The organism is Lysinibacillus sp. NPDC097868 (assembly GCF_044761135.1).
Taxonomy (GTDB): domain Bacteria; phylum Bacillota; class Bacilli; order Bacillales_A; family Planococcaceae; genus Lysinibacillus.
In genome coordinates this window covers 244,607-270,172 of sequence record NZ_JBIWBS010000001.1, presented here as the reverse complement: position 1 = coordinate 270,172, position 25,566 = coordinate 244,607, and the positions used below count along the sequence as shown (strand labels likewise).

Annotated in this window: 27 protein-coding genes; 7 read left to right on the top strand and 20 right to left on the bottom strand. The window is 37.7% G+C overall.

The features are described 5' to 3' along the window. Position 1: 1 nt before the first annotated feature. The 11 genes from ACIQXJ_RS01250 to ACIQXJ_RS01200 all read right to left on the bottom strand — a co-directional run bounded on the left by ACIQXJ_RS01250 (position 2) and on the right by ACIQXJ_RS01200 (position 9,944). Positions 2-2,218: a penicillin-binding protein gene (locus ACIQXJ_RS01250; protein WP_403048764.1), complete on the bottom strand. Its 2,217-nt coding sequence runs from the start codon at positions 2,216-2,218 to the stop codon at positions 2-4. Beyond that, on the bottom strand, positions 2,215-2,583 hold the full coding sequence (ftsL, locus tag ACIQXJ_RS01245; RefSeq protein WP_401009564.1) for a cell division protein FtsL: 369 nt from the start codon (positions 2,581-2,583) through the stop codon (positions 2,215-2,217). The genes ACIQXJ_RS01250 and ftsL overlap by 4 nt, the downstream gene beginning before the upstream one ends. Beyond that, the gene (gene rsmH, locus ACIQXJ_RS01240; RefSeq protein WP_401009565.1) at positions 2,584-3,534 is read right to left on the bottom strand and encodes a 16S rRNA (cytosine(1402)-N(4))-methyltransferase RsmH; all 951 of its coding nucleotides are present in this window, start codon (positions 3,532-3,534) and stop codon (positions 2,584-2,586) included. A gap of 61 nt (positions 3,535-3,595) precedes the next feature. Then, positions 3,596-4,027: a division/cell wall cluster transcriptional repressor MraZ gene (gene mraZ / locus ACIQXJ_RS01235; protein WP_139860193.1), complete on the bottom strand. Its 432-nt coding sequence runs from the start codon at positions 4,025-4,027 to the stop codon at positions 3,596-3,598. A gap of 253 nt (positions 4,028-4,280) precedes the next feature. Further along, on the bottom strand, positions 4,281-5,897 hold the full coding sequence (gene bshC / locus ACIQXJ_RS01230; protein WP_403048760.1) for a bacillithiol biosynthesis cysteine-adding enzyme BshC: 1,617 nt from the start codon (positions 5,895-5,897) through the stop codon (positions 4,281-4,283). 99 nt (positions 5,898-5,996) lie between these two features. Beyond that, on the bottom strand, positions 5,997-6,392 hold the full coding sequence (locus ACIQXJ_RS01225; RefSeq protein WP_403048757.1) for a DUF3397 domain-containing protein: 396 nt from the start codon (positions 6,390-6,392) through the stop codon (positions 5,997-5,999). Next, positions 6,389-7,291: a ketopantoate reductase family protein gene (locus ACIQXJ_RS01220; RefSeq protein ID WP_403048754.1), complete on the bottom strand. Its 903-nt coding sequence runs from the start codon at positions 7,289-7,291 to the stop codon at positions 6,389-6,391. The genes ACIQXJ_RS01225 and ACIQXJ_RS01220 overlap by 4 nt, the downstream gene beginning before the upstream one ends. Before the next feature lie 388 nt (positions 7,292-7,679). Next, positions 7,680-8,057: a transcriptional regulator gene (locus tag ACIQXJ_RS01215; protein ID WP_173477864.1), complete on the bottom strand. Its 378-nt coding sequence runs from the start codon at positions 8,055-8,057 to the stop codon at positions 7,680-7,682. Positions 8,058-8,167: 110 nt separating this feature from the next. Continuing rightward, the gene (locus ACIQXJ_RS01210; RefSeq protein WP_403048751.1) at positions 8,168-8,935 is read right to left on the bottom strand and encodes an enoyl-CoA hydratase/isomerase family protein; all 768 of its coding nucleotides are present in this window, start codon (positions 8,933-8,935) and stop codon (positions 8,168-8,170) included. Positions 8,936-9,212: 277 nt separating this feature from the next. Next, positions 9,213-9,386, bottom strand: coding sequence for a 50S ribosomal protein L32 (gene rpmF / locus ACIQXJ_RS01205; protein ID WP_010858320.1), 174 nt, complete (start codon positions 9,384-9,386; stop codon positions 9,213-9,215). A gap of 24 nt (positions 9,387-9,410) precedes the next feature. Next, complete coding sequence (locus tag ACIQXJ_RS01200; RefSeq protein ID WP_403048748.1) at positions 9,411-9,944, bottom strand: YceD family protein; 534 nt, start codon at positions 9,942-9,944, stop codon at positions 9,411-9,413. Positions 9,945-10,205: 261 nt separating this feature from the next. Between ACIQXJ_RS01200 and ACIQXJ_RS01195 the strand changes: the two genes are divergently transcribed. Next, positions 10,206-11,417, top strand: a complete 1,212-nt coding sequence (locus tag ACIQXJ_RS01195) for a nucleotidyltransferase (protein WP_403048745.1) — start codon at positions 10,206-10,208, stop codon at positions 11,415-11,417. Positions 11,418-11,642: 225 nt separating this feature from the next. Here the strand turns inward: ACIQXJ_RS01195 and ACIQXJ_RS01190 are convergent, their stop codons facing one another. Next, entirely contained in the window at positions 11,643-12,689 is a 1,047-nt protein-coding gene (locus ACIQXJ_RS01190; protein WP_403048743.1) for a SepM family pheromone-processing serine protease, read from the bottom strand. A 41-nt stretch (positions 12,690-12,730) separates the two neighbouring features. Between ACIQXJ_RS01190 and ACIQXJ_RS01185 the strand changes: the two genes are divergently transcribed. Continuing rightward, positions 12,731-13,708, top strand: coding sequence for a hypothetical protein (locus ACIQXJ_RS01185; RefSeq protein WP_403048740.1), 978 nt, complete (start codon positions 12,731-12,733; stop codon positions 13,706-13,708). 167 nt (positions 13,709-13,875) lie between these two features. On the opposite strand, the gene coaD is transcribed toward ACIQXJ_RS01185, so the two are convergent. The 3 genes from coaD to ACIQXJ_RS01170 all read right to left on the bottom strand — a co-directional run bounded on the left by coaD (position 13,876) and on the right by ACIQXJ_RS01170 (position 16,429). Next, complete coding sequence (gene coaD, locus ACIQXJ_RS01180) at positions 13,876-14,418, bottom strand: pantetheine-phosphate adenylyltransferase (RefSeq protein ID WP_483869680.1); 543 nt, start codon at positions 14,416-14,418, stop codon at positions 13,876-13,878. Continuing rightward, positions 14,366-14,932 carry a 16S rRNA (guanine(966)-N(2))-methyltransferase RsmD gene (gene rsmD / locus ACIQXJ_RS01175; RefSeq protein WP_403048737.1) on the bottom strand — a complete coding sequence of 189 codons (567 nt, stop codon included), beginning with the start codon at positions 14,930-14,932 and terminating at the stop codon, positions 14,366-14,368. The genes coaD and rsmD overlap by 53 nt, the downstream gene beginning before the upstream one ends. Before the next feature lie 75 nt (positions 14,933-15,007). Beyond that, positions 15,008-16,429, bottom strand: a complete 1,422-nt coding sequence (locus tag ACIQXJ_RS01170; protein ID WP_403048734.1) for an RNA polymerase II — start codon at positions 16,427-16,429, stop codon at positions 15,008-15,010. A gap of 57 nt (positions 16,430-16,486) precedes the next feature. Here ACIQXJ_RS01170 and ACIQXJ_RS01165 point away from each other — a divergent pair, with 57 nt between their 5' ends. Further along, positions 16,487-16,876, top strand: coding sequence for a DUF7147 family protein (locus ACIQXJ_RS01165; protein ID WP_401020508.1), 390 nt, complete (start codon positions 16,487-16,489; stop codon positions 16,874-16,876). A gap of 2 nt (positions 16,877-16,878) precedes the next feature. Here the strand turns inward: ACIQXJ_RS01165 and ACIQXJ_RS01160 are convergent, their stop codons facing one another. Next, the gene (locus ACIQXJ_RS01160; RefSeq protein WP_173477872.1) at positions 16,879-17,151 is read right to left on the bottom strand and encodes a YlbG family protein; all 273 of its coding nucleotides are present in this window, start codon (positions 17,149-17,151) and stop codon (positions 16,879-16,881) included. A 225-nt stretch (positions 17,152-17,376) separates the two neighbouring features. Here ACIQXJ_RS01160 and ACIQXJ_RS01155 point away from each other — a divergent pair, with 225 nt between their 5' ends. Continuing rightward, positions 17,377-18,282: a glycerophosphodiester phosphodiesterase family protein gene (locus tag ACIQXJ_RS01155; protein ID WP_403048731.1), complete on the top strand. Its 906-nt coding sequence runs from the start codon at positions 17,377-17,379 to the stop codon at positions 18,280-18,282. 61 nt (positions 18,283-18,343) lie between these two features. Here ACIQXJ_RS01155 and ACIQXJ_RS01150 read toward each other — a convergent pair whose 3' ends face one another. Continuing rightward, positions 18,344-19,396 carry a tartrate dehydrogenase gene (locus tag ACIQXJ_RS01150; RefSeq protein ID WP_403048728.1) on the bottom strand — a complete coding sequence of 351 codons (1,053 nt, stop codon included), beginning with the start codon at positions 19,394-19,396 and terminating at the stop codon, positions 18,344-18,346. 373 nt (positions 19,397-19,769) lie between these two features. Continuing rightward, positions 19,770-20,216: a YlbF/YmcA family competence regulator gene (locus ACIQXJ_RS01145; protein ID WP_173477875.1), complete on the bottom strand. Its 447-nt coding sequence runs from the start codon at positions 20,214-20,216 to the stop codon at positions 19,770-19,772. 86 nt (positions 20,217-20,302) lie between these two features. Here ACIQXJ_RS01145 and ACIQXJ_RS01140 point away from each other — a divergent pair, with 86 nt between their 5' ends. Beyond that, positions 20,303-20,806: a PaaI family thioesterase gene (locus ACIQXJ_RS01140; protein ID WP_403048725.1), complete on the top strand. Its 504-nt coding sequence runs from the start codon at positions 20,303-20,305 to the stop codon at positions 20,804-20,806. Here ACIQXJ_RS01140 and ACIQXJ_RS01135 read toward each other — a convergent pair. Together ACIQXJ_RS01135 and ACIQXJ_RS01130 are read right to left on the bottom strand one after the other, a co-directional pair. Continuing rightward, on the bottom strand, positions 20,784-22,256 hold the full coding sequence (locus ACIQXJ_RS01135; RefSeq protein ID WP_403048722.1) for a UDP-N-acetylmuramoyl-L-alanyl-D-glutamate--2,6-diaminopimelate ligase: 1,473 nt from the start codon (positions 22,254-22,256) through the stop codon (positions 20,784-20,786). The two genes, ACIQXJ_RS01140 and ACIQXJ_RS01135, sit on opposite strands and share 23 nt — an antisense overlap. 338 nt (positions 22,257-22,594) lie before the next feature. Next, positions 22,595-23,701: a CAP domain-containing protein gene (locus ACIQXJ_RS01130; protein ID WP_403048719.1), complete on the bottom strand. Its 1,107-nt coding sequence runs from the start codon at positions 23,699-23,701 to the stop codon at positions 22,595-22,597. A 147-nt stretch (positions 23,702-23,848) separates the two neighbouring features. On the opposite strand from ACIQXJ_RS01130, the gene ACIQXJ_RS01125 reads away from it, so the two are divergent. Together ACIQXJ_RS01125 and ytvI are read left to right on the top strand one after the other, a co-directional pair. Further along, the gene (locus ACIQXJ_RS01125; RefSeq protein WP_173477879.1) at positions 23,849-24,250 is read left to right on the top strand and encodes a YugN family protein; all 402 of its coding nucleotides are present in this window, start codon (positions 23,849-23,851) and stop codon (positions 24,248-24,250) included. A gap of 235 nt (positions 24,251-24,485) precedes the next feature. Then, positions 24,486-25,550 (top strand): sporulation integral membrane protein YtvI, encoded by a 1,065-nt coding sequence (ytvI, locus tag ACIQXJ_RS01120; RefSeq protein ID WP_403048716.1) that lies wholly within the window; start codon positions 24,486-24,488, stop codon positions 25,548-25,550. The last annotated feature ends 16 nt before the right edge of the window (positions 25,551-25,566 follow it).

Sequence of the window (25,566 nt, the reverse complement as noted above, 5' to 3'; positions counted from 1 at the left end):
ACTATTCATCATCTACTTGTTCAACTTCTCCTTCAGATGGCGCTTCAACGTCTTGCACAAAGCTTTCAGCAGGTGTTTTCAATTTCACGACAATTGGTGCATTATCTGAAATCACTGTACCTGCAGATACACTTTGGCTCACTGCAAAGCCCTCTCCAACAACTTCAATCTGAAGACCTGACATTGATTTGAAAACTAATAGATTACGCAACGACCAATCAGTAAAGTTTGGCAGAGCGATATCACCTGCTGTTTTTAAAAATACAAAATTGCCTTTTACAAGCGTTTGTCCACCTTTTGGATATTGCTCTATAATTTTTCCACCAGCCCCAACAATTATTGGATTCAAACCATCATTTGCTAGCTCTACCTGTATAGCTTCTGCATTTTGACCAGTATAATCATTTAAATCTACATGATCTACACGCTGAACATCGTCTGGACTAATATTTAAATGTTTTAAACTATTGAGCATGACAGGCTTAAATATTTTTGACACTGGTACCGAGCCCAGTTCACCTTTAAGCTTTGGCTTTTCAACTGAAACATACATAATTAGTTGTGGATCATCATACGGCGCCATTCCTAGGAATGAATACAGGAACTCATTAGCCCCCCATGAATAGGTACCATTTGCCTTTGGAATTTGGGCAGTACCCGTTTTTCCAGCTACTTGGTATTCATCGAGTACAAAGTCCTTCGCTGTCCCGTATTCTGACGTTAATGTAGAAGCAAGTATTTCACGTACTTGTTTCGCTGTATCCGCTGAAATCGGCTGGCCCTTTTCAACAGGCTCATGCTGTTGAATTGTTTTATCAGTTGTTGAATCTACAATCTTATCAATAACATATGGCTGCATCATCTTACCGTCGTTGGCAATCGCAGTCATCGCTTGAATAAGCTGTATCGGTGTCACTGTTGAACCTTGACCATAAGTCGTTGTTACTCGTTGAATTGGATACTTCGATAAAATCGTACCCGTTGCTTCATTCGGCAAATCAATGCCCGTTTTCTTACCAAAACCGAATTTATCTAGGTAATCAACAAATACTTCATCACCAATACTTTTCAATAAATTGGCCATCGCTGTATTGGATGAGCGTTGGAAACCTTGTAAATATGAAATTTTCCCCCATCCTACTTGGTTATGATCTCGAATTGTACGATCATGCACGGTATACTGCCCAGACATATACTCATCATATGGTGCCCATTTATCAGTATCGATAGCAGAAGCAAGCGTGAATGTTTTCATCGTTGACCCTGGTTCCATCGTTTCCTCTGTTACGGCATTGAGCCATTTCATATTCGTACTATCCCGCGTATCGGGGTTAAAAGTCGGACGCTGTGACATTGCTAATATTTTACCAGTTTTCGGTTCAGCTACTACTACTATCATAGATTCAGGATTATACTCCTTCTCTACTTGCGTCATCGCATCCTCTACGAAACTTTGAATTGTTTTATCAATCGTCAAAAAGATATTATCGCCGTCTTTAGCAGGTGTAACCATTTTTTCACTGTTCGGCAATAAATAACTAAAAGCATCCGTTTGATATTTAACTTTACCGTTGACACCCGTTAGCTCTTTGTCATACGTAAGCTCTAATCCCATTTTCCCTTTCGTTGTTACGGTTCCATCCTTATTGTCCTCTTTCAATGCAAAACCAATTAAATGAGAAGCAAATATACCATTTGGATAATAGCGTTTTAAATCGCTGACAAACAAAACTCCAGGTAATTTTAAGTCCTTAATTTTGCTCATTACTTCATGGTTAATGCCTCTGCCCGCAACGCCAAACTCCACCTGGTATGGCAGTGTCCCATCACTGCGCAGCTTGGTTAGCCGCTTATAGATATCTTCTTTTTTCATTGGTATATATTCTGCTAAAACTTCCGCAGTTTTTTCAGGATCTACAACATGATGTGGATTCTTTTCATCTGTAGTAGCCTTATCGCTAACTACAGCAATTAATCGATAACTTAGTGTATCTTCTGCAATGACTTGTCCATTCCTATCTAATATTTTCCCTCGGTTTGCTGTTATTGCACTTTCCTTGTTATATTTAGCTGCTGCCTTTGCAGCGAGCGCTTGTCCTTCTGCTTCACCTGTCGCCTGCAACGTAACCATTCTCGTGAATAATAGAAAAAAGAGCCCTCCATAAAAAACTAGTAATAGAAAGGCTCCCCATTGGAATCGAAATCTCTTTTTTTTCATTCTCCCGGCACTACCTTTACATTTTTCTCATTTTGAGTTAAACCGAGTTCTTTTGCTTTTTTCCATATATTTTCGTATGTAGAAAGTTCACTTACACGAACTGTCAAGTCAACATTCTGTTTCGCAATCTCATCTGCTTCTGCTTGGATTTTTTGAATGTCCATGCTTGTCGTTTGAATTGCTGCTTGGTTGTTCAACACTAATACTGACAATACAGCAATAATGCTTACTAGAGCTAGTAGCATCGCCTTTTCAAACTTCTGGTTCGTTTTTTTACGACGTATGATAGTGGGTTGTGGACTAGGTGGTGTTAACGGTTGTTGCACATGTTGCTGTTGGTGCTGCCTTACACGAACTGCTGCCATTTACTCACGCCCTTTGTCGTTAATTTTCTCCACCACTCTAAGCTTTGCTGAACGTGCTCGATTGTTAACTGCTAATTCTTCCTCAGAAGGTAGAATCGGCTTTCTAGATACAAGCTTTAAAGTCGGCTTCATGTCATCTGGAATTACCGGTAAATTAGGTGGTAATTCAGGTAAAGATGACGCTTCCTTAAAAATCGTCTTGCATAGGCGGTCTTCCAATGAATGGAACGTAATAACACTAATGCGTCCACCTACGTTAATCATATCAATCGCATCGACTAATGAATCCTCTGCTGCGCCTAGCTCATCATTGACAGCAATACGAATTGCTTGGAAGATGCGCTTTGCAGGATGTCCACCTTTACGGCGAGCCGCTGCTGGTATACCCTCTTTAATTAGTTCCACAAGCTGTCCCGTTGTTTCAATCGGTGCCGTTTTACGAGCCTCTTCGATTTTTCGAGCAACTTGCTTAGAAAATTTTTCTTCTCCATAACGGAAGAAAATACGGACTAAATCTTCGTATGCCCAGTCATTAACGACATGATACGCCGTAAGCGCTGCCGTCTGGTCCATACGCATATCAAGTGGAGCATCATGATGATAGCTAAAACCACGTTCTGGTGTATCTAATTGTGGCGATGAAACGCCTAAATCATATAAAATGCCATCTACCTCTTGGATACCAATAGCTAGTAGCTCTTCTTTTAAATAGCGGAAATTCGAATGCACAAATGTTACTCGCTCTAAATAAGGAGCTAAACGAACTTTCGCATTTTCAATAGCCGTTGTGTCTTGATCAAAACAAATTAGACGGCCTTTATCTGATAATTGTTGTACTAAATATTCACTGTGTCCTGCTCCACCAAGCGTACAGTCCACATATACACCATCAGGATCGATGTTCAATCCGTCAACAGTTTCTTTTAATAACACGGTTGTATGATCGAACATACCAATCGCTCCCCTCAGGCCTTTACTTTTTCAACTGACGTTTTTACGTCTACTACAAAAGTTAAAAATCAAAGCCAATCATATTTTCTGCAATTTCATTAAAAGATTGTTCAGACTCTGTGAAATAAGTTTCCCAAGCATCTTTTGCCCATATCTCAATTCGATTCGAGACACCTAGTACAACACATTCTTTTACTAAATGTGCGTGTTGCACTAAAGTCGAAGGAATATTAATACGACCCTGCTTGTCTATTTCTACTTCCGTCGCACCTGAAAAGAAGAACCTTGCAAAAGCACGTGTATCTTTCTTTGTCATCGGTAAACCTTTTAATTTTTCTTCGAGTTTTCGCCATTCATCCATAGGATAGCCAAATAAACAATTATCAAGTCCGCGTGTCACAACAAAGGTTTCACCTAAGGCTTCACGAAATTTTGCGGGCACGATTAATCGTCCTTTCGCGTCAACAGAGTGTTGGTATTCTCCCATGAACATGCTAGTCACCCCACTTTATTAAATAATGTACCACATCGCCCCACTTTCCTCCACTTTTTTTAAAAAAAACTTGACATTTTCACCTTTTATGTGTGTTTAGACCTTTAAGCAAAAAAATATTTTGTGCTAAAGGGCATAAAAAAAGAACTACCCTTAGTAGGATAGCTCTCTATTTTCCTGTTAAAGCGACAAATTTCTTCAAATCTATATTTACACCATACCTTTAATAGTTCTAAAGATATATTTTCAATTCTTATAAATAAAGTAAATAGTGGTGATTTCCAACGCTATATGTTTTCTTGAGCATTTCATCAATTAACGTAGGTCCAAACTCATTGATATATTGATATGGATTATAAGAACGTTCTTGGAACCCATCATTTGGATATAGCTCATTTTGCAGCGTCATAAATTTACGGATAGTAGTCTCATGCTTGCTTAGCACAGTTTGTTCTACCTTTTGTTGCAAATACTCAAACTGCCTCACATGATTTTCCTTATTTTTTTCAAGTATTTTATCTAGCGACATATGTTGTTGTGCAAAATATTGCTCAAGAGTAGCGTATTTTTCCAAAACGAGTTGTTGCATCTCTAGAATTTGACGTTTAGCCTCATCATCTTGAACTTCGGCAATAAATTGCTCCTTCAATGCCATCGCTTTGCCATCCAATACATCCGTTACTGTTAAATGATATTCACGTAATAGTTGTTCTACATGACGTGTAATAATCGTAATATTGAGACGTGGTGCAAAAATCGGCATTTGTAAACCTAACACAGAAAAGGCATCCTTTAATGTTGCCCAATAAGCAAGCTCACCAGGTCCACCAACAAACGCTAATACTGGTATCGTCATTTCTTGCATTAACGGACGTGTTACAACATTATTACTTAAATCCTCAGGGTTTTTTTCTGCAATTGTTAATAGCTCTTCACGTGAAAGTTTAATATTTGCTGCTAAATTGACAAATTGATCGTGTCGTCTTTCTAGTAAAAAGCGCTCTCCATCTTTTACATAGAACAGGTTAGCTGCATCATCGGTTGCTAAAATCGGCTTCCCGTAGCCAGCACTTTCCAACGCTGCTTCCTTTTTCGTTACTAATTTTGCAATTTCCTCACTATGGTTTATAAGCTGCACAAAATTATTACGTTCGTATTGACGGAAGTTCATATCTGCCGCATCTATCATTAGCAGCCCTTCTTCTTTAAACAACTCGTTCATTAGTCGCGCAAAGAAATCTGTAAATGTTTCGCTATTATTCAATGCATCTAAAAGTTGGTTGAACAACCTTTCAGTGTGTGCTGTTTCTCCCAAATCTTTAATGATAGTGTTAACTAATTGAACCATCGCTTCTTTGTTTAGGCTTGTTGTCGAAGCCATTGTTTTTCTTCGCGAACGTTCACCATACGCACGTTTTTTTATATCCATATCATGCATTGTAAATGTATGGTTAATTTCCTCTAAGTCATGATCTTCTCCAGCTATCCAAAAAATAGGTACAACTGGTCGTTGAAGCTTTTTACTTTGTTCTTTCGCTAATGATATTACCGAAATGGCTTTATGAACCGAGTAAAGAGGGCCAGTTAATACACCCGCTTGTTGCCCACCGACAACCGCAACAGCTCCTTGCTCTAGTTGCTGCAAATGCTCATTCGCTTTTTCAGATAAGCCAAGCGGCTCCATAAATTGACGAATTATTGCTGTTAATTCTTTTTGGTCACACGCTCGTTGCTCCAAATATTTTGCTCGCTTTTCAAATGATTTATCATTATATTCATATTCAAAAAACTCATGAATGGCAGTATTTGGCGACCAATAATCTGCTAGCACACGATTTTTCACGGGTACTTGGATTGACTCCAGTTTCATTTAACACAAACTCCTCTACTCACTAAATCATCGTATTCCTTGTAAACATTTTAATGCTATTATTTTAACGCTTCTGTCTCCAACATGAAAAGAAAATGCTTATACAGTGTGTAAATATTCTACAACAGATTGAATCATGCCGACTATACAAATCAAAATATACGCTGCACTAAGTACTAAAAATAAAAAACGCCAAATTTTCCGTAATAGCGGCTTTACTTCAATTTCTCTTTTTGTACGCCAGTCTACATATGTAAAAATGATTGCCAGAATTATTGCTAGCATTACTAAAAAGGCCCCTATATTTACTCCCCACAACACCCCAATTGCCAATGGTACCGAGAAAAACAAGGAGAACGTCGTCACATCAGATGCGGCTCCAAATGCATGCGTACCACGAATATTAACCTTTCGACTAATAGCATAGACAATAACGAATAAAAGAATTGGACAAAAAATAATGACGCTGATGACTATATGTAAAAAATCTTTCAAGATTGCTCACCGCTCTTCTCAATCGCTAGAACTTGGTGATACAAAGTTCGCAAAGTAGGTAATGGATAACCGTTCGCTGAAGCTTTTTGTAAAACTACCCCAACAATCGTTTCAACTTCACTTTTTCTACCTTGCATGCGATCAGCTAGCATAGATGATGTATTCGCGGCTGTTTTTTTACACAAAGCTATTACTGCAGAAAACGGAATGGTACTTTCAATATTTTTAAAAGCCTCTGTTAACTCCTGATATATGGTATGCATTAACAAGTATGCGTGCTTATTCGTTAATAAATCACCATTTTTAATTTGCAAAATTGCCGTTAATGGATTAATCATGCAATTGAATATAGCTTTTTCAAAAAGCATTTGTTCGGCGTTTTCAACCAACTCTATTGGGAATAAAGGATTTTCTAAGTGTAACAACTTGTCAAATACAAAACTGTCTCCACGCGCTATTCCTATTTTGCATAGACCAACACCTCTATGTTGAACAGTTGTAAAATCAATTGTTTGAGCACCAAACGAAACTGAGCAAAAAGCAATCGTACTTTGTGGTAAACGTAAAGCCTCATCAAAATGGGCTAGACCATTTTGCACAAACAACAATGGCACTTCCTTAGGTAAACCTAATAATTGTTTATAAATATTTTGCAATTGACCGTATTTCACAGCAACTACAATTAAATCCGGACGGGGCAACATCTCTAACTCGACGCTAGAAGCAATTTGATGCAATGTCTTTGTACCATCTATATGGACCCTCGTTAAATGCTTCAAATTAAGTTCATCGGCTTGTTCTTGTCTTCTTACAACTAATGTAACATCCATACAAGCCTCCACTAAGAAACTAGCCATTAGCTGACCGACTGCACCTGCTCCAATCACTACTACATTCACAACGTTCGCCACCTCCACTTAATGTAAAGAGGCTATCTAAACAGTAAAAAACAAACCTTTTAAACAGCCTAAACTGAAGTTATAAACGCTTCTCCAGCATTTACTTTTCTCGCACTGCAGTAACATAAACACCACTTTTCCTGACGCCATAGAAGGAGGTGCCTCAGAAATTCATCTGAGACACCTCCTTTGCAGGTGTTTCTATTATACAAGATTAGCTGGTGTTTACGATACAATAATGGTTGTTTTCATCCAGTGTAGGTAAAATGTTTAGTCGACGTTAGCGTTTACATCCTATGGTTTCTTTTGCATCATTTTCTTAAAAGACCTTACTCTTTTTTGAAAAAGAACGTAACAATCTACTTACAATCATTTTCCCTTTGACACGTTAATCTTTCATTAAAGAATAGCCTTGCTGTAACCATTTCACTAGCTTTTCATGTTCATTTTGCAATTCACGGTGTTTAATCTCAAGACTTTGATAGGCTTCTGTCAATTCATCAAAACTCGTTAACGCTAATTTCAAATGACTTCGCATAGATTGTTGAGGTTGATTGCGAACAGCTAAAAGCGATTGACTATATTGCCCACGTAACGTTTTATTCCAACGAAAGCCACACGCTTGTTTTGTACGTCCAAGTTCATCAGCAGCCATTTCAAATGCCTCTAACTGCGTTTTACCATTTTGCACATTATGCAAGACAATTTCTGCTAATCTTTCATCGTCTTCCTTCGTCCATTGATCTTTTCTTTTTTTCAGTTCCATAATCTATCACCCTCACATTTTTTACTACTATATGCGTTATCAGGCAAAATAGAATCACAGGACGAAAAAAGACAGTGATTATGTTTTAATGTAATCACTGCCACTCTACGCTACTTATTATTCTTTTTAGTTAGAAAATTATTAACTGCCTCGTGATGCGCTTCACTTTCCCACAATTTTGCACAAGTACGGACTTCCTCCATTACACGCTCATACATATTACGCTCACGCCATTTTCGAAGTTCAATTTCTTTATATGCCTTGTGCACTGAAGGATGTATTTTACGCATATGTTCAATAAATTCATTTAAAGCAAGTTGCTTTGATCCCTCAAATACACGCATAGCCCAACCAATGTCATATAGTAATTCAGCTGGATATGGCTTTGCATCCACTAGCATCTTCATTGCACGATCATGACGTAAACCTCGTTCAAACAAGTATGTACCGCCACCCCAGCCACTTGTAATTGCTAATGTCCCTTGAATAAAGCCGCATTTAGCATGACTCGCCACTAAGCGGAAATCACAAGCAGTCGCTATCTCACAGCCACCACCGACAGCCGTTCCATTTATTAACGCAATCGTCGGTACCGGTAATGTGGCAAGATCATATAAAATCTCACCCATCTTACTTAACATACCAAATGCTTCATCTTCCGTTTCAAGAGAATGAAATTCCGATAAATCACCACCTGAACAAAAAGATTTTTCTCCAGCTCCTGTGACTACTAAAAAACGCACATCGTCATGATTTTGGATATATGTAATTACTTCTCGAAGGCCATTCATTACCTCATCATTGACAGCGTTACGCTTTTCCTCACGATTTATCGTAAAAGTCATAATCCCATCTTGATTGTCAATTATAAAAGCCACTACAGTTCCCCCTTTGTCCCCATCATCAATTATACCTCAGCGTAATCGGAGCCCGCTTGATAAGCTCCTCTAAAAGCTACAACCTCCACCAAGACTTTTAACTTCAGCCATACTTCGAACCCCGCTGACAGCAAGTTAAATAAATTGTATCACACAATTATTATAGTACTATATAACTTTATAATATTTATTAAAAATTCTGTCACTTCGTATAAACAAAAAGGCTAGTAAAGAGCCATGGTCTCTTTACTAGCCTTTTAAGTGAGCAAACACTGTATTATTTGCTTACTACTTCTTTACCTTTGTATTGTCCGCAAGCTTTGCAAACACGGTGTGATAATTTTGCTTCACCACAGTTTGGGCAAGCTACCATACCAGGTACAGATAGTTTGAAATGCGTACGACGCTTTCTTTTTGCAGTTTTAGAAGTTCTTCTAAATGGTACAGCCATTGATGGCACCTCCTTACAGATCGTCTATTCGTCTGTTTGATCAAAATACTTAGCTAAAGCAGCTAGTCTTGGATCCACTTTTGGTTCGTCAGTTTTTTTGTGAAGCGCCACGTCTTCATCAGTTGCGTAAGACCAGTTTTTACCACCATGCACTTGTCCTTCGGTATTCTCTTTGAATACTTGCATTGGTACCTCAAGAAGCACTAGCTCCTCAATAACTGGCTTCATGTCGATTACATCACCATCTATATAGTGAATATTACCGCCATCTTCCCCTCTTTTTTCTTCGTCAATCCAGCTAAATAATTCAACTGTCTCAACTTTGATAGGAAACTCAACATCTTCCCAAGTGCGAGCACACGGGAGTGTTAACGTTGCTGTCACAGTAAGCTGACAAGTCATTTGCGATGCACCGAATGTACATAGCCCTTTTACATGAACGGGCGAAATTGCTCGAATATCCTGGTTTCGCTCCATCACCTCATCCAATTGGACATAGGTATCGATCGGCATTCCGTCTTGACGGTATTTAGATAATTGATGAATTGACCATTTCATTCGTTTAATCACCTCGAGACAACACTGTTGATTATATAATGTGTAAAAATAGATGTCAAGATAATTTCTTGTCACCACTCGAAAACCCACCTATAATTAAGTACATCAAAATCATTCCACTTAGCCACAATACACAACCTATACTAAAATTTCAATAGTAATGAGCAAAGAATAGGCTAGAGGCACTGTAAAACTATTTGTAGCATCCTGATTGGTCAAGAAACAAGAAGCACAAAAGATAAATAAAGGGGGTTTTACGTAATGAAAGCAGTCGGTATTGTTGTTGAATACAATCCTTTTCACAATGGACATGCTTATCACTTAGAACAGGCAAAAAAAGTAGCGCAAGCAGATATAGCAATTGCTGTTATGAGCGGTACATTTTTGCAGCGCGGTGAACCTGCCATGGTAGATAAATGGACACGCACAAAAATGGCGCTCGCTAGCGGAGTTGATATTGTAATTGAGCTACCGTATGTCTATAGTACCGCACCCGCAACGGATTTCGCAAAGGGGGCGATTTCATTATTATCGGCAATTCGCTGTGATGCATTTGCCTTTGGTAGCGAAGATGGCTCAATACAACCCTTTATCAATACGTACCAGTTAATTACGAAGCACCGCACCGAATATGACGCACTTATTAAAGAAAGCGTTAAAACGGGTGTTAGCTATCCTAAAAGCTTGCATTATGCCTATGAACAGCTTTCTCAAAAGTTTCCTGCTACATACATTGATTTAGCACAACCAAACAATATACTAGGATTTCATTATATTGAAGCGGCAATGTCGCTAGGAAGTGCAATTAAACCTTTAACTATTCCACGTATAGCTGCAGGTTATCACGATGCTATGCAGGAGGGGGCATCGATTGCAAGTGCCACCGGTATTCGTAAAGCACTCGCCACAACAGGAACATTACAAAGTGTTCATGATGTACTCCCCCAAGCTTCCTTTCATTATTTACAGGATTGGTATGTCCAATATAAAAATTTTGCTAGCTGGGAGGCTTTTTGGCCGTTTTTACAGTTTACCCTTATTCGGCACACAGCAAGCGAGTTGACGCGCTATGCGGAAGTAACAGAGGGCATAGAGCACGCACTACTAAAAGCAGCGAAAACAAGTAGCTCCTTTAGTAGCTTTATGGAGAAAATAAAATCAAAACGCTATACTTGGACGCGTCTACAACGCATGCTGACACATATCTATACGGGTTTTACAAAGGAGCAACTTAAGAGCTTCCAATCCCCTTCTACAATCCGCTTACTCGGAATGAGTAAGCAAGGGCAAGCTTACTTAGGCATGCATAAAAAGGACTTTACATTGCCATTAATAAGCCGCGTTGCCTCGACAAATGATGCTATGCTCGCTGTAGATATACACGCTGCAGAAGTATATAACTTTAGTATAGAACAAGGGGCGCAGCAGTTCGCATTACCAAAAGATTATCAAACGCCGCCGATTCGATTTTAGCGGATGAATACTGCCGTTGATTGCCGTTGCGAGCGGACGCTTTAAGCTACATTCTTAAGTGGCTGGGACATAGCTTTAAAATTACGCCAGAAGCAACACGTTAGTAGCTTACTGCACAGAGCGGAAAGCAACCGCCGTCGCAGACATCCTGCATAGCAAAAAGTGTTAGATTGATGGTCATCAATCTAACACTTTTTCTCTTTTACCGACCACAAATAGGCATTTTTATTTAGGGTCTAGTTGTTTTAAATAAGCAATTGCATCATCGACCGTTTTCACAGGTACAATTTTCATTTTTGTACCGATCTCTTTAGCCGTTTTGACTGCCGTCGCATAATTCGATTCTAATTCAGGGTACTTTGCCTTCATTTCAGTTGAGATTTCATCATCAGGTGCAAAAAATATTTCCATGCCATCTCGATCGGCTGCAATGATTTTGTAATCAATACCACCAATTCGTCCAACTGATCCATCTATGAGCATTTCACCAGTTCCAGCTACTGCATAGCCTTTTGTTATATCCTCTTCCAATAATTGATTTAAAATTTCAAGTGTAAACATAAGCCCCGCTGAAGGACCACCAATATCTTCTGTGTGCATTGTAACACTTGGATTAGTTTCAATCGACTTACTTTCTGCGTAGGTAATTCCTAACCCAGCTCGCTTTTCTTCAGCTTGAGGAATTTCCTTCAAAGTAATCGTTTCTTCTTGTTCCTTTTGATTACGTAATAATTGAATGGTCACTTTATCACCAATTTGTTTTGTTGACAACAGATCAACAAGCATTTGTTGGTTCGTAATTGCTGTACCATCCACTTTCGTAATTTCATCACCCGCTTTTAAGAAACCATCTGAGGCGCCACCATCTAAGACATTTAATACAAATACACCATTAAAGTGTATTTTCGTCTCTAACCCCGCTCTTTGAAAGGCCACATATTTTGCATTGAATTGAGAGTCTGACATTAACTTTAACTGTCGGATATTATATTCCTCGTCATCCTCTAATGGATTTCTCACTTGTTGAATATCCATTATTTTTTCGTATTTTTGCGTTTTCGCCCATAAATACGAAAACGGTGTGGCTTGTTGCATAGCAACCGTCATTAAACTCATCGATCCCGCTTCATCCGTATGATTATTAGCGACACTAACAAATTTACTAACATCGTATGCACTTCCAGGCTTCATAATATACGCGTCTAGTCGGTATAACATTAAAAAACAAAGCGCGACTAAAAACACTGCATATAAACCAAATTTTTTCTTCATGAATGGATACCTCCTAAGACGCATGTAAAAACCAGTAGTTCATGTTTTTGCCTTTTTCACATATATTAATTTTAGCATTTGCCTATGTGAATGACAAAAAGTTGAAACGAGATGATAACATGTTTGCGACAATTCAAATAGCGCTCTGCATACTTCTTATCCTATTACTCTTGTTATTCCCACAAACCGCTCATACTGGTACCGATTTAGGATTGAATCTATTTATGGAGGCGTTATTTCCTTATTTACTACCTTATCTTATTTTAACGCAATGGTTACTTCGTTTAACCGCTCCAATGCGCGCAAAAACAAAAAGAGTTTCTTTATACGTACAAGCCTACTTGATAAGCGCACTCGGTGGTTATCCAACTGGAGCTACAACAATTGTGTATCTAAAAAACAGTGGACAATTACATCCTAAGGAGGCAAATTTTTTACTAGCGGTTTGTCATGCACCAAGCCCTCTTTTTGTATTAGGTTTTGTTAGCCTTGATTTATTACACAGTAATACGTTTGGTTGGCTGTTTTTATGTTTACTACATAGTTTTAATATTTGTTGCTTAATAGTTGGTTATTTTTTATTTCGTAAAACCGACACACCTACTATTTCTATTCACAATACCACCTTATATTCATCCCCATTTTCAGAGAGCATAAAAGAAACAGCACCAACCATTTTGTTAGTTGGAACGACCATCATTTTTTTCACAACGATTCAAACAATATTACAACAAAGTTTAGATAAATTGTTGCCTAATCTTCCTCAACCAGTCGAGCATGCTATCGCCGCTGTATTAGAAGTAACAAATGGATTAAAAATGACTGTCACAGAATTCGGCAGTTACCCATACTTATCATTGCTAGTAGTCATTATGCTGACGATGCAAAGCATTAGTATCCATTTACAAATTTTTGTCATTGCAAAATCTGCCAAGCTTTCGGTCAGACCTTACATCAAATTTCGCCTTCTTAGCATAATCATTGTCCCAACTATTTATGCTCTTTTTTTCTTAAAATAAAAAAACGCATTTCTAAGTGCCTTTCTAAGTGTCAGGCACTCACACAATTACCAACAGGCAAATTATTTATTTGAAATAAAAAAGGACTATAGACAACACTCGAAAATTTTTTCAAGTTTGTCTATAGTCATCTAAGAGGATGTCTTAATTAATACATCCTTTATTTTTTATTTAGCAAAACCGTATTTTTCTTTTAAAGCTCGTTCCACGCAATCCGGAACAAGTTCATGAACATTGCCTCCATACTTCGCTACTTCTTTAACAATGCTAGAGCTTAAGAACGAATATTGATTTTTTGTCATGATGAAAAATGTTTCAATCGTTTCATCAAGAAAGCGGTTCATCGAAGTAATTTGCATTTCGTATTCAAAATCCGAAACCGCTCTTAGACCACGAACAATCGCTTTTGCGTTCTTTTCTTTAGCATAATCAATAAGGAGACCTGAAGAACTCTCAATTCGTACATTCGGCAAGTCCTTTGTAACTTCTGCCATCAATGCCATACGTTCTTCTACAGAAAATAACGGGTGCTTTGATGAATTGTTTAAAACCGCAACATAGACAATATCAAAAACATCAGCTGCACGCTTAATTATATCTAGGTGACCAAATGTAACAGGATCAAAACTTCCAGGAACAACAGCAATTTTCTCCAACTTACTCTCCCTCTTCCCCAGCACAACGATAGACCGAAATAATCGTTCCGCCATATGTTTCTTGTCTCTGTAATAGAAAAGCACCAAAACTAGTTGGTAATTCTACTTCTTTTGCATGTTCACATAAAATAATACCATTGTGTTGTACTTTATCATGGTCCACAAGCACCTGTACTAAATCATAGTATTCTTTATGGTGATAGGGCGGATCTAAAAATACAAGATTAAACGTAATATCACGCTTTAATAGCGCTTTCACAGCACGCTTTGCATCGATGCGAAAAAGCTCTGAACAATTTTCATATCGACACTTCTTTATATTTTCCTGTAATACCTGATATGCTTTAGCGTCTTTTTCAATAAAGATAGCATGTTCTGCACCTCTGCTGAGCGACTCAATTCCTAATCCACCGCTTCCTGCAAACAAATCAAGTGCAGTTCCGCCATCAAAAAATGGACCTATCATATTAAATATGGATTCTTTTACTTTGTCTGTTGTAGGTCTAGTTGTACTCCCTACAACTGCCTTTAGAGGCATTCCTTTACGTTCTCCTGCTACTACTCTCATAGATGTATTTCACCGTACTTTCTGTTACAAATAGAAAGCATTTTTGCAGCGAAAGAACTCCTCCGCTGCAAAAAATTATTCTTGTTCTTGTGTTAAAACTTGAATTCGACCATCACTTTTTTGTAGTTCTACTAAAAATAGTCGTTGTAGCCAAGCTTCTTCTACATAATAATGATCAACAATTTTAATAATTGGATCAGAAATTGTGGAATATCTACGTTGATTGAACACGTAGAATCCAGATTCTTTTGGGAAGCGGAATGTTCGATTGTCACTATTTACATAATAACCGTTCTTCCCTTCTCCCGCTGTATAGCCTAGATAAGGTAGTAATGTATCGGCACTGTATAATACTTGACCTTCATATAAAATAACATGAACATCTTTTTTATGAATGCCATCTACATAAATACTACGCTCATCCTCCAATAATAATGGATACGTACCATTTTCTTGTGTTGCATTTAATTGGAAATAAGAAGTTTTCCCATTCAACACTGTTGAAAGTAGCTTATCCATTGTCACCGGAGAGATTGGTTCTTGTCCAAGGTTATCCATAGCTTCCTGCCATGCTCCCTGTTGGCTTGCTGTCATGTAGTCTTTTAATGTCTGCACAATTTCTTTTGTCTTCTCTGAGCCTATCGTACCCTTCACTAAATAGGATGCCACAACTTCAGCCAACCATGCCGGTGAATTTTCAAAAGTATATTGTGAATGAATTTGCGAAAGAATCACTTCCTGCTCAACCGCTTGTGCTGTTAGCGTTGGTAAAAATAATAATCGTTCGTCATGTTGGGCAACAGGATTTTTCTCCTGAACAATCGCTATATGCTCATCATTTAAGAACTTTAAATTTTCGAGTGATTTTAAGAAATCTTTTGAAATTGCCTGCTGTGCATAAATTGTTAAGACAGGTGTTTGCTCTTGCGCCTTTAAATCACCAGCCTGCCAATATAAATCACTTGCTGTGCCATTGCCGCTAAACATCGTATAGTTAACAAGTGATAATTGTTGCTGACCAACTAAAGGTAGACCTGTTATCCATTGTCCGACAGTTTTACTATCTGTTGAAATATGTATGACAGAATACGATACCTCTCCATTCGTTAAAGTGGCAAAGACATTTTGAAGCAGTTTTTTATCTTTTAAGCCACCCTCGATTGGGATTATGTATGAAACGGATTGCGATTTAGTTTCGCCTTTTTCAAAATAGGAAACTTCCTCTGATAAACGATTACAACTATTTTCGTTATCGATAAAACATGTTGGGTTTGTTGCATCCTCTGGCCATTTTATTTTCACCTTTTGATTTGGCAAGTTTTTAAAATGATGACGAATATCTAAACTATTTTCACGATAGACAATCTCAATTTCTTGTGAATAATGGAATGCACCATTTCCTGTCTCTAAATCAGAAGAATAGGCCTGATATTGGAAAAACAACACACCAGATACGACTAATACTAAAATTGAAAAAAAACTGACTGCAAATTTCATGTGCTTGACCTCCCGCAGCATGATACTATGTGTATTGGAAAGGATGTGCAATATTAAATGCCACAACAATTTATAGAATTAGGAGAAGGCTATGGCGATGTTTATGAACTACTTGAAATTATTAAAACGAATCAAGGTCGCTTTCACCAAGCCTTTATACTAACATCTACAAAAGAAGATAAAAAGGTAGCTTCTTTAGCTATCGCTTTAAAACCAGTCGGAGAAAGTAAATTCATGCCGATTTATATTTGTCGCGAAGGCATTCCATTCCATGAAGAAAAGCCTTCCAAGCGTCAAATTATGTTCGAAGAAAGTATTGAACAACTAGGTCGAAAAGCGGTTGTTGTAGAAATAAAGCACTCTTCTATATTTTCGGAGCCAAAACTATTTTATCAATACTTAATTGGAATAATGAGACTTCATCACTATATTCCAGCATTAAACTAATGTTATAGCCCCGCCTTATAGTCATATTCCTTCGCTTTATCTGGCTTTGCATTTTCGAACTCAGTTTTAACGAAGGGACGATAAGATTCTACAACGTCTTTCACAAATGGAAGGCGTTGTAATTTTATTGTCATCATTTCAATGTCCTCTCGATTGCAATATAATACTACGTACTTTTGCTTACGAGAAATGTAATGAACATGACCATATTTTCGAAGTGATTTCGCATGTTTTAATTGATGGACGTAAACGATTAGCCCTTGTCGTTCGTTCATATAGTTTCCCCTCATTTCTTACATAAAAGCATACCATAGACCGGAAAATGATAGCAACAGAGTTTAGCTGACAGAACGCTCATTTTTCCGTTATAATGGTAAAGCATAGCGCGTTTATCGACAGATTTACTTTCTCTCATGCTAGATAAAAGTGCTTTAGCTTGAACATTGCAAGTGAATTCGCCAGCACCTTTTAAATTAATTTGATTGTTAAGGAGGACGAATATGGGTAAGAAAACGAAGATAGCTATTGCAATAGCAGCAGCCAGTGCAGCTGCTTGGGCAGGTAGTAAAGCTATTTCCAAACCTCAACAGCGTGAAGGGAAACAAGCATTACAATTTGATCGCCCGATCATTCTCGCACATCGTGGCGGAGCACATTTAGAACCTGAGCATACAATGCTTGCTTTTGAAAAATCTGCACAATTAGGTGTAGATGGCTTTGAAATAGACATTCGCTTAACGAAAGACGAAGAAATTATCGTTTACCATGATGCGACCGTAGAACGTACAACGGATGGTTATGGGTCAGTATCAGAAATGACATTAGCAGAAATAAACGCATTGAATCATGGCTATCAATTTGAAGATTTAGCAGGTGAATTTCCTTATCGGAATAAAAAAGTTGACGTTGTTACACTACGTGAATTACTAGAAAGCTATCCAAATATGTTAATCAATATTGATATTAAAGATGCACCAGATACGTATGAAGGTAGTTTAATGCCTTCTAAACTATGGCGATTAATAGAAGAACTCGAGGCAGAGAATCATGTCGTTGTCACTAGCTTTTATGGTGAACAAATTGACCGTTTTAATTTATATGCACAAAATCAAGTTGCGCTTGGAGCAGGTGAATCAGATGTACGCAAAGCATTTGCTTCATTCTCAAGTCAATTCGGACATTTATATCATCCAAAAGTAGACGTATTTCAAATTCCTCCAAAATCAGGTGTCGTATCGCTCGATTCACCGAAATTTATTCAGTTTTTAAATAATCTGAATATCCCTGTTCATTATTGGACAATCAACGATTCTGTTACGATGAAAAAATTAATTAATAATGGCGCAAAAGGTATTATTACCGATCGACCTGATATTGCAGTGGAATTACTACAAGAACATGATTGAAGACATAAAGGTAAGAGCAACTATTGTAAATGCTCTTACCTTTATCTTTTATAAAATGCCATTAAGATAATTGAGCTAAAATTGCATCCGTTACCTCTCGTAATGTTGCAGTTCCCCCTAAATCTCCGGTTTTTATACCTTGCGCCAATGTAGCCTCCATTGCGTTTAGCACCATTGAACCTAGCTCTTGATGGCCTAAAAAATCAAGCATCATTTTACCTGTCCATATTTGCCCGAGCGGATTAGCAATTCCTTTTCCAGCAATGTCTGGCGCGGAGCCATGAACTGGTTCAAACATAGAAGGATATTCGCGTTCAATATTTAAGTTAGCTGCTGGAGCAATACCGATACTTCCCATAATAGCTCCACCTAAATCTGTTAAAATATCTCCAAATAAATTGGATGCAACGATTACATCAAAGTTTTCTGGTTTCATCACTAGGAAAGCTGCTAACGCATCAATATGATTAGTTGCTTTTCCAATTGCTTCATAATCTTTACCAACTTCTTCAAATACCTCATCCCAAAAAGGCATGCTGTAAGTTAAACCATTCGATTTTGTTGCACTTGTAACATGCTGACGACGAGTTTTAGCCATATCAAAGGCATATCGCATTGCACGTTCGGTCCCTTTTCTAGTAAAGATCGCATTTTGAATGGCAATCTCATCCTGTCCGCTATGAATACGACCACCACTCTCTGAATACTCCCCTTCTGAGTTTTCACGTACAACAACAAAATCAAAATCATTCGGATTACGTAATGGTGATGCTAAGCCTTGTAGTAGCTTCGCTGGACGTACATTAATAGACTGCTTCATTTCACGACGAATTTTAATTAATAACCCCCACAAGGAAATGTGATCGGGTACTAGTTCAGGCATTCCTACTGCACCTAAAAAGATTTGATCATAGCCCTTTAATAGTTCAATACCATTATCAGGCATCATTTTACCTGTTTCCAAATAATAGTCACAGCCCCATGGAAATGTTGTCCATTCAAATGTAAAGCTTCCATCTAATTGTGCAACCTTGTCTAAAACTTCTATCGCTGCTGGCACTACTTCTTTTCCGATACCATCCCCTGGAATAACAGCAATTCGGTATGTATTCATTTCATTGCCCCCTTTTCCCAACTTTACTTACATATTTACTATATAATTTTTATTACAAAAAAAATAGAAGCAATGTCCTTATGACATGCTTCTACCTGTCGTATAGAAATTTGACACGTTGATTTCCGTTCCATGCGCTCCCTTTCCGCAGGCACGGCTTCAACTAATTTTTGCAGCAATGCCGCTTTTCAGCTCGCTCGTGTTGTTCCTGCAGGAGTGTCACGCCTTTCACTCCAATCAACTAGTAGCATCTACATATAATAAGTGCTTCTTCCATACTTTAAAATATGGTTATAAATCTTCACAAAAAAAGACACAACACCTCGAGAGGTTTGTGTCTTTATGAAGCAGTGTCGCATTGACACTACTTCTATTATGCTGAACAGGAGCAAGAGCCACCTGAGCCACAACCGCTTCCACAAGAAGAATTGGATGCGAAAAATGGATTACTTACTGGTACTTTTACTGCTTCCGATACCGTTTTACCAATAAGCAAGCTTATCTCATCTAGTAAATCTTGAAAATCATTTTCAGCTAACTTTAATGCTGAAATTTTTTCATTTAAATCGAGTGAGCGCTTTTGCTGACGAATCGATTTCATAATTGTATGATAATCCGGATGATATTTTCCGAAACGTTGTACATCTTCGTATTGCTCCTTCATGCGACCAAATGCATAAATAGCTTCAACTAGCTCACTATCGCTATAAACAGCATTATACGCTAACCTTAGCGTATTCGCAGGCTCGGAGGAAAGAATCATTTCGCAAAGCGCATCGGCCTCATCTAAAATGATTGCCCATTCAGAGGTTATCATCATTTTAATTCCCCCAATCTAATACCCATCATAACAGATTTTGTGGTAATTTTACATTATTGATATTTGTAAAAGAAGGAGTTTTATAATTGGTAACATCATCTAAAGGACAAATTGAAGAATTACTCGCTACTATTTTACAACATAGTACAGCGGAGGATGAAGAAGTATTACTACACTTACTAAATGGTATTCACGATAAACAACAAGGCATACATCGCCGATATATCAATGCCGCATTACATATGGTGGGCAACTTCGAGCCAGACAGTAGTGAGGTACGGATACCTATTACGCCCGTTATTCACAATACTATTAAAGTACCGCATGGAGGGATCATTGCAACAATTGCTGATGCCGCAATGGGTGGACTCGCATCGCGTTCAGTTCCAGCAGGCTTTAATGTTGTAACAACAAATATTAACGTCTCCTATATAGCAACAACGACCAATAAAGAATTAATTGCACGAGGACGTTTTGTTCATAAGGGACGTCAAACACTTGTAATGGAATGTGACATTGAGGATGAAACTGGTCGTAAACTGGCAATTGCCACCGCTTCGTTCTTCGTTATTCAGCGTCGTCAGTCATAACATAGGAAAAATAATCTTTAATACATTGTTGATCGGAAAAAGGGAATTTTTGATTTTTTATTTGCTGTGTTTGTTCATGCCCTTTTCCGGCAACAAGCACAATATCTCCTTTTCGCGCTTTTGCCAATGCCTGATGAATCGCAACTTTACGGTCTAAAAATATTTCATAATATTGCTGCTCTGAGAAACCTGCAATAATACTTTCATTAATTAATATAGGATCCTCATCACGAGGGTTATCAGTCGTTAAGAAAATAACATCTGCATACTTGCTTGCCACAGCCCCCATTGCAAAACGTTTTGCCTTATCCCTATTGCCACCGCAGCTAAACACTAGGTAGATGGTCTTCTTACTATCAAAAGTTTGTAACACTGCCTGCAATGCCTCAGCCGTATGTGCATAATCTACATACACATCAATACCAAGTGGGTTTTCTATTCGCTCCAGTCTACCTTCTGGTAATTTTAGTCCCCACATATGCTCAGCTAGTTCATCAATAGAGAAGCCTAAACGCCACACAGCCATTAATGCACCTACTGCATTTTGCACATGATACTTACCAACGAAAGGAATAGCAATAATGTGCTCACTCGTTGTCGTTTGCAAACATAGTACTGTTTTTCCAATAGTTTCACTCACAATCTGGATATGTAAATCATTGTGATTGTCAAAGCCGAATGAGCATGATTTTTTCTTGTCGTAAATACCAACGGAGCGGCAAAAATTATCGTCTCCATTTAACACAATTTTTTTTGATAAATCCGCTAACCTCTTTTTAGCACGTTTATACGCTTCTAGTCCCCCATGGTCTTCCAAATGATCCTCTGATAAATTTAAAAATACCCCACAATCAATATCGCAATGATCAAGTCTATGCTGTTGCAATCCCATTGAGGAAGCTTCTAAAACAACATGTGTAACACCTTGACGAACACATTGTTTTAAAATAGGATGCAGCTCTTTTGCTTGTAATGTTGTTAATTGCTCATATTCTGTTTGTTGTTTTTGCCCATTAACGAAGAAGCCTACTGTTCCAATAACTGCTACATTTTTATGTAAAGCTTTTAGTAATTGGCTTACAAAATGACTTACCGTTGTTTTTCCATTCGTTCCCGTTATGGCAATAACCGATAATGCTTCAGCCGGAAAAGCAGCTAGTTTTGCACTTGCATAAGATAAAAACAAAGCGGTATTCGGTACCCAAACGAAAGGAATATTCTGATCGCTGAATGGTATTGCAATACTTTCCTCGGATACTACGGCGACGGCTCCTCTTGCCAGTGCTTCTTTTACAAAGCGACTGCCAGATGTCTTTTTTCCTTTTCGGACAATGAAAATATCTCCAGGTTTCACCGATTGTGCATAATCCTCTACACCAGTAATTATTGTACGAATGGATCCACCAGTTACACTACATGGCCAATCTTTCAATAGCTCAGCTAATTGCAATGTCTCATTCCTCCTTTCAGTTCTCTATCATATGACGGCTTTTGTAACGGTGTGACGAAAAATGTAGAAGCCTCCAAATGCCATTTAAGTAGGCTATTGTGAACATGGAATGATGCAAGCCATTAACCAATATAAAAAAATATTAGCCATTTGATTTTGCCGGTTTTAAGTACAAAAAAAGATTGTCTTGAATTAATCAAGACAATCTTTTGAGAATGATTATACCTATATAGGCTCCTAAATCTTAAAAATCCATTTCGCTTTCCGCGCGCAGCACTCTAACTATTGGTAGCGCTATGAAAATTCAGAATTGTTTGAGTGCCTGACACCTTTCTTACTTATTGAATTGCTTCTACTGTATCTTCAACGGATTCCTCACTATCATCCTTTTGCTTCGATGGCTCCACGAAAATTTGTGTATAGTAATTTAAAAAGACACCTGATCCTACAGCAGAAAATTTATCATTTAAAATTACTTTGCGATGTTCAGGTGAATTTAGCCAGCCATGCATTGCCTCAACCGCATCAAAGTATGCTGTCGCGAGGTTTTCATTCGCATCATTATAAGCAATTTCATGTGTGTCTAAACGTTTCTTTAAATCGCCATTTGTTGGTGATTCATGACCAGAAAAATTTTGAACTTTCATATCTTCACTGTGAAGCTTTGCTACTTCTTCTAGTTTTTCATCAAGTTCCAATGGGGCTAAATCATGATGGACGCGCGTGACATTAATTAAATCATCAAGCTGTGCAGTACTTGCTTCATTAATATCCTGTTGTAAAAACGAGGACGGCGGTGTCGGACTAACAAGCTCACCTTGATAAATCATTTCATAAGGCTGATGTAGTACGAGTGTCTCGCTATCAGTAAAGCGGACACCTTGTAGCGCACTCGTTTCTCTATCAATATAAAGCTGTGCAAATAGTCCATCAAATTTTATTAGTAGCCTAGTCTGCATATCTTCCTCACTCATAGAGAAAATGAAAATATTTTCCCCTACATTGGCAGCTACTTCATAATCTATAATCGTCATTCGGTAAATATCGTCCCGCTTCTGACCTATTTTAAAAGGTGTAGCATCTAGCTTATCACCCGCTATGTATACTTGTGTCACAACATCGTTTTGCACGCCTAGCATAAAAAATGTTGATACATTTGTTTTATAAACCCACCATTCATAACCAAATGATGAAGGCTCTTTCCTTGCTGGTTCACCATATTGTTCTAAGACAACTTGTATTCCTTGGCCAATTAATGTCGACATGCCACTTTGCGGACGTGTCATCGCTCCAACTTCTGGTTGCTCCAACTCTGTTTTCGGAATAATATTTGAATTGGCATTTGGTCCTTCAAGTGGCTCATTTTCCTTAGGCGTATTAAAGAACATAAAGCCGATAAACGCAATCGTTGCACAGGCAATTAAAATGCGAAATAAAGCCTTCATACACGACCCCTTTCTTCCCCATTATTGTAAGTTATTATATCAATTGTAAACGTGTTGACACAATGTTGTCATTGCAACAATGTCGAATATGCTCTATTATAAAAATGAGCGTATACTTTGTACGAAAAGCTAAAGGAGGATTATTAGATGTATTTTGAGAATACTAACCTTGAGAATTTAACAGCTGACCAAGAACTAATTGAAAACATTATGAAAAATAATGGTTTAGAATGTGACGGTGCTTGGGATTACGAACGCATGACTTTTGACCGTCGTTTCGATACTCGTGAAGGCCGTTACTACCTACGCGTATTCGCATATGCGCAATCTGGTGATGTTGGAGCACATGATGCTGTCTTAACATTAATGAAACCCGCTCTTGGTAAATACTACTATCCACATGGTGTTGAGTATGGTGACGATGAAGTTTTCCCAGCTCATCTTGTAAAAAAATGTGATGAAATCTTAAAAAAAGTAAGATTAGACTTAGAAGCATTCGTAGTTGAGTCTCCTTCTAACAAAAAAGCGTTGGAAACTGTTAACGCGTAATTAGCACATTAGCAACAACGTATAGCCAATGTCTTTGCATATTAATGACCAAAAACGATGGTATTAATGCAACAACAAGTTCATTTTACTTGTAGTTCCAAAATGCAAGCATGTCATAAGAATTTATATGTATGATTATCAAGAAAAGACTGGTGGTCCAGTCTTTTTTATTTTGAGTAAAAAAATTTTTTCTCCTCATACTAACTATATCTTTCAAATGATGTAGGTGAGATACTTGATACAATTTTTTAAAAGACCCTTTTTTCGTCATCCTATAATTGTCATCGCCATAGGATTAATTATACTATGGTTTTTATCCTTATCTTTCCCTATACTTCTTGCCTATGTAACCGCACTATTATTAGAGCCTCTCATTATTCGAATGAGCAAACGCTTTCGAAAAAAGCGTAAAATCATTGTCTCCATTTTTTTAGTTTTCTTTTTTTGCATAACATTACTACTATGTATTCTCTTAGGCTATATAAGCTGGAAACAGTTTTCGTCATTTATTATTCATATTCCAGATTATCTCAACCAATTATCAGCACTATGGATTCAAATTCAATCCAAGCTAGCTAATTATACGTATCATTTGCCATTAAATCTTGTGACACAAATTCAATTAATGATTGAACGTGGGTTATCTTCCATTGAAAAATTTACACTTTCTTTAACAAATATTAATGATTGGTCGTCGTTACTTTCCCACTTACCATCACTTTTGTTTGATATTTTCGTTTATTGGATTGTGTTGTATATGCTACTTTTAGATTTACCATCGATTAACCAAAGACTATTGGCACCTATCCCTTTTCATTACCATCAAAAAATACTTTTTATCGGAGAGCGTGTTAAAGTTGCATTATTCGGCTTTATTAAAGCTCAATTACTTGTTGGAGTTTGTATATTTGCTGTAGCCTTAATATCGTTCTTTTTATTAAAAACGCCATTTCCGTTTATATTAGCACTTTTAATTGTTATATTAGATGTTATTCCCTTTTTAGACTCATTTATTTTACTGTTACCGTGGGCAATTTACAAAGCATTTACTGGTGATTATGTCTTTGCTATAGCCTTAGTTGTGCTAACAGTGGTACTTTTCTTAATACGTCGTATGATTGAGCCTAAAATTATTGGTGATAAAATTGGTCTTTCTTCGCTCTCCACTTTTATTGCTATGTTTATCGGCTTTAAAATATTTGGTTTTCTTGGTATTTTAATTGGCCCTTTACTCGTTGTCGTAGCTCTTTCTTTATTTAATCAGTCTTCTATAAAAAATCTCCCACCTTCTCAAGAGTAAGGAGGGAGATTTTTGT

Coding starts and splice junctions, on each gene's coding strand:
- mraZ (WP_139860193.1), bottom strand. CDS start 4,027: ATGTTCATGGGAGAATACCAACACTCTGTTGACGCGAAAGGACGATTA.
- coaD (WP_483869680.1), bottom strand. CDS start 14,418: ATGGCGGAACGATTATTTCGGTCTATCGTTGTGCTGGGGAAGAGGGAG.
- ACIQXJ_RS01130 (WP_403048719.1), bottom strand. CDS start 23,701: ATGAAGGCTTTATTTCGCATTTTAATTGCCTGTGCAACGATTGCGTTT.
- ACIQXJ_RS01155 (WP_403048731.1), top strand. CDS start 17,377: ATGGGTAAGAAAACGAAGATAGCTATTGCAATAGCAGCAGCCAGTGCA.
- rsmD (WP_403048737.1), bottom strand. CDS start 14,932: ATGAGAGTAGTAGCAGGAGAACGTAAAGGAATGCCTCTAAAGGCAGTT.
- ACIQXJ_RS01250 (WP_403048764.1), bottom strand. CDS start 2,218: ATGAAAAAAAAGAGATTTCGATTCCAATGGGGAGCCTTTCTATTACTA.
- ACIQXJ_RS01200 (WP_403048748.1), bottom strand. CDS start 9,944: ATGAAATGGTCAATTCATCAATTATCTAAATACCGTCAAGACGGAATG.
- ACIQXJ_RS01190 (WP_403048743.1), bottom strand. CDS start 12,689: ATGAAGAAAAAATTTGGTTTATATGCAGTGTTTTTAGTCGCGCTTTGT.
- rsmH (WP_401009565.1), bottom strand. CDS start 3,534: ATGTTCGATCATACAACCGTGTTATTAAAAGAAACTGTTGACGGATTG.
- ACIQXJ_RS01195 (WP_403048745.1), top strand. CDS start 10,206: ATGAAAGCAGTCGGTATTGTTGTTGAATACAATCCTTTTCACAATGGA.
- ftsL (WP_401009564.1), bottom strand. CDS start 2,583: ATGGCAGCAGTTCGTGTAAGGCAGCACCAACAGCAACATGTGCAACAA.
- ACIQXJ_RS01185 (WP_403048740.1), top strand. CDS start 12,731: ATGTTTTTGCCTTTTTCACATATATTAATTTTAGCATTTGCCTATGTG.
- ACIQXJ_RS01150 (WP_403048728.1), bottom strand. CDS start 19,396: ATGAATACATACCGAATTGCTGTTATTCCAGGGGATGGTATCGGAAAA.
- ACIQXJ_RS01125 (WP_173477879.1), top strand. CDS start 23,849: ATGTATTTTGAGAATACTAACCTTGAGAATTTAACAGCTGACCAAGAA.
- ACIQXJ_RS01165 (WP_401020508.1), top strand. CDS start 16,487: ATGCCACAACAATTTATAGAATTAGGAGAAGGCTATGGCGATGTTTAT.
- rpmF (WP_010858320.1), bottom strand. CDS start 9,386: ATGGCTGTACCATTTAGAAGAACTTCTAAAACTGCAAAAAGAAAGCGT.
- ACIQXJ_RS01170 (WP_403048734.1), bottom strand. CDS start 16,429: ATGAAATTTGCAGTCAGTTTTTTTTCAATTTTAGTATTAGTCGTATCT.
- ACIQXJ_RS01145 (WP_173477875.1), bottom strand. CDS start 20,216: ATGATGATAACCTCTGAATGGGCAATCATTTTAGATGAGGCCGATGCG.
- ACIQXJ_RS01160 (WP_173477872.1), bottom strand. CDS start 17,151: ATGAACGAACGACAAGGGCTAATCGTTTACGTCCATCAATTAAAACAT.
- ACIQXJ_RS01215 (WP_173477864.1), bottom strand. CDS start 8,057: ATGGAACTGAAAAAAAGAAAAGATCAATGGACGAAGGAAGACGATGAA.
- bshC (WP_403048760.1), bottom strand. CDS start 5,897: ATGAAACTGGAGTCAATCCAAGTACCCGTGAAAAATCGTGTGCTAGCA.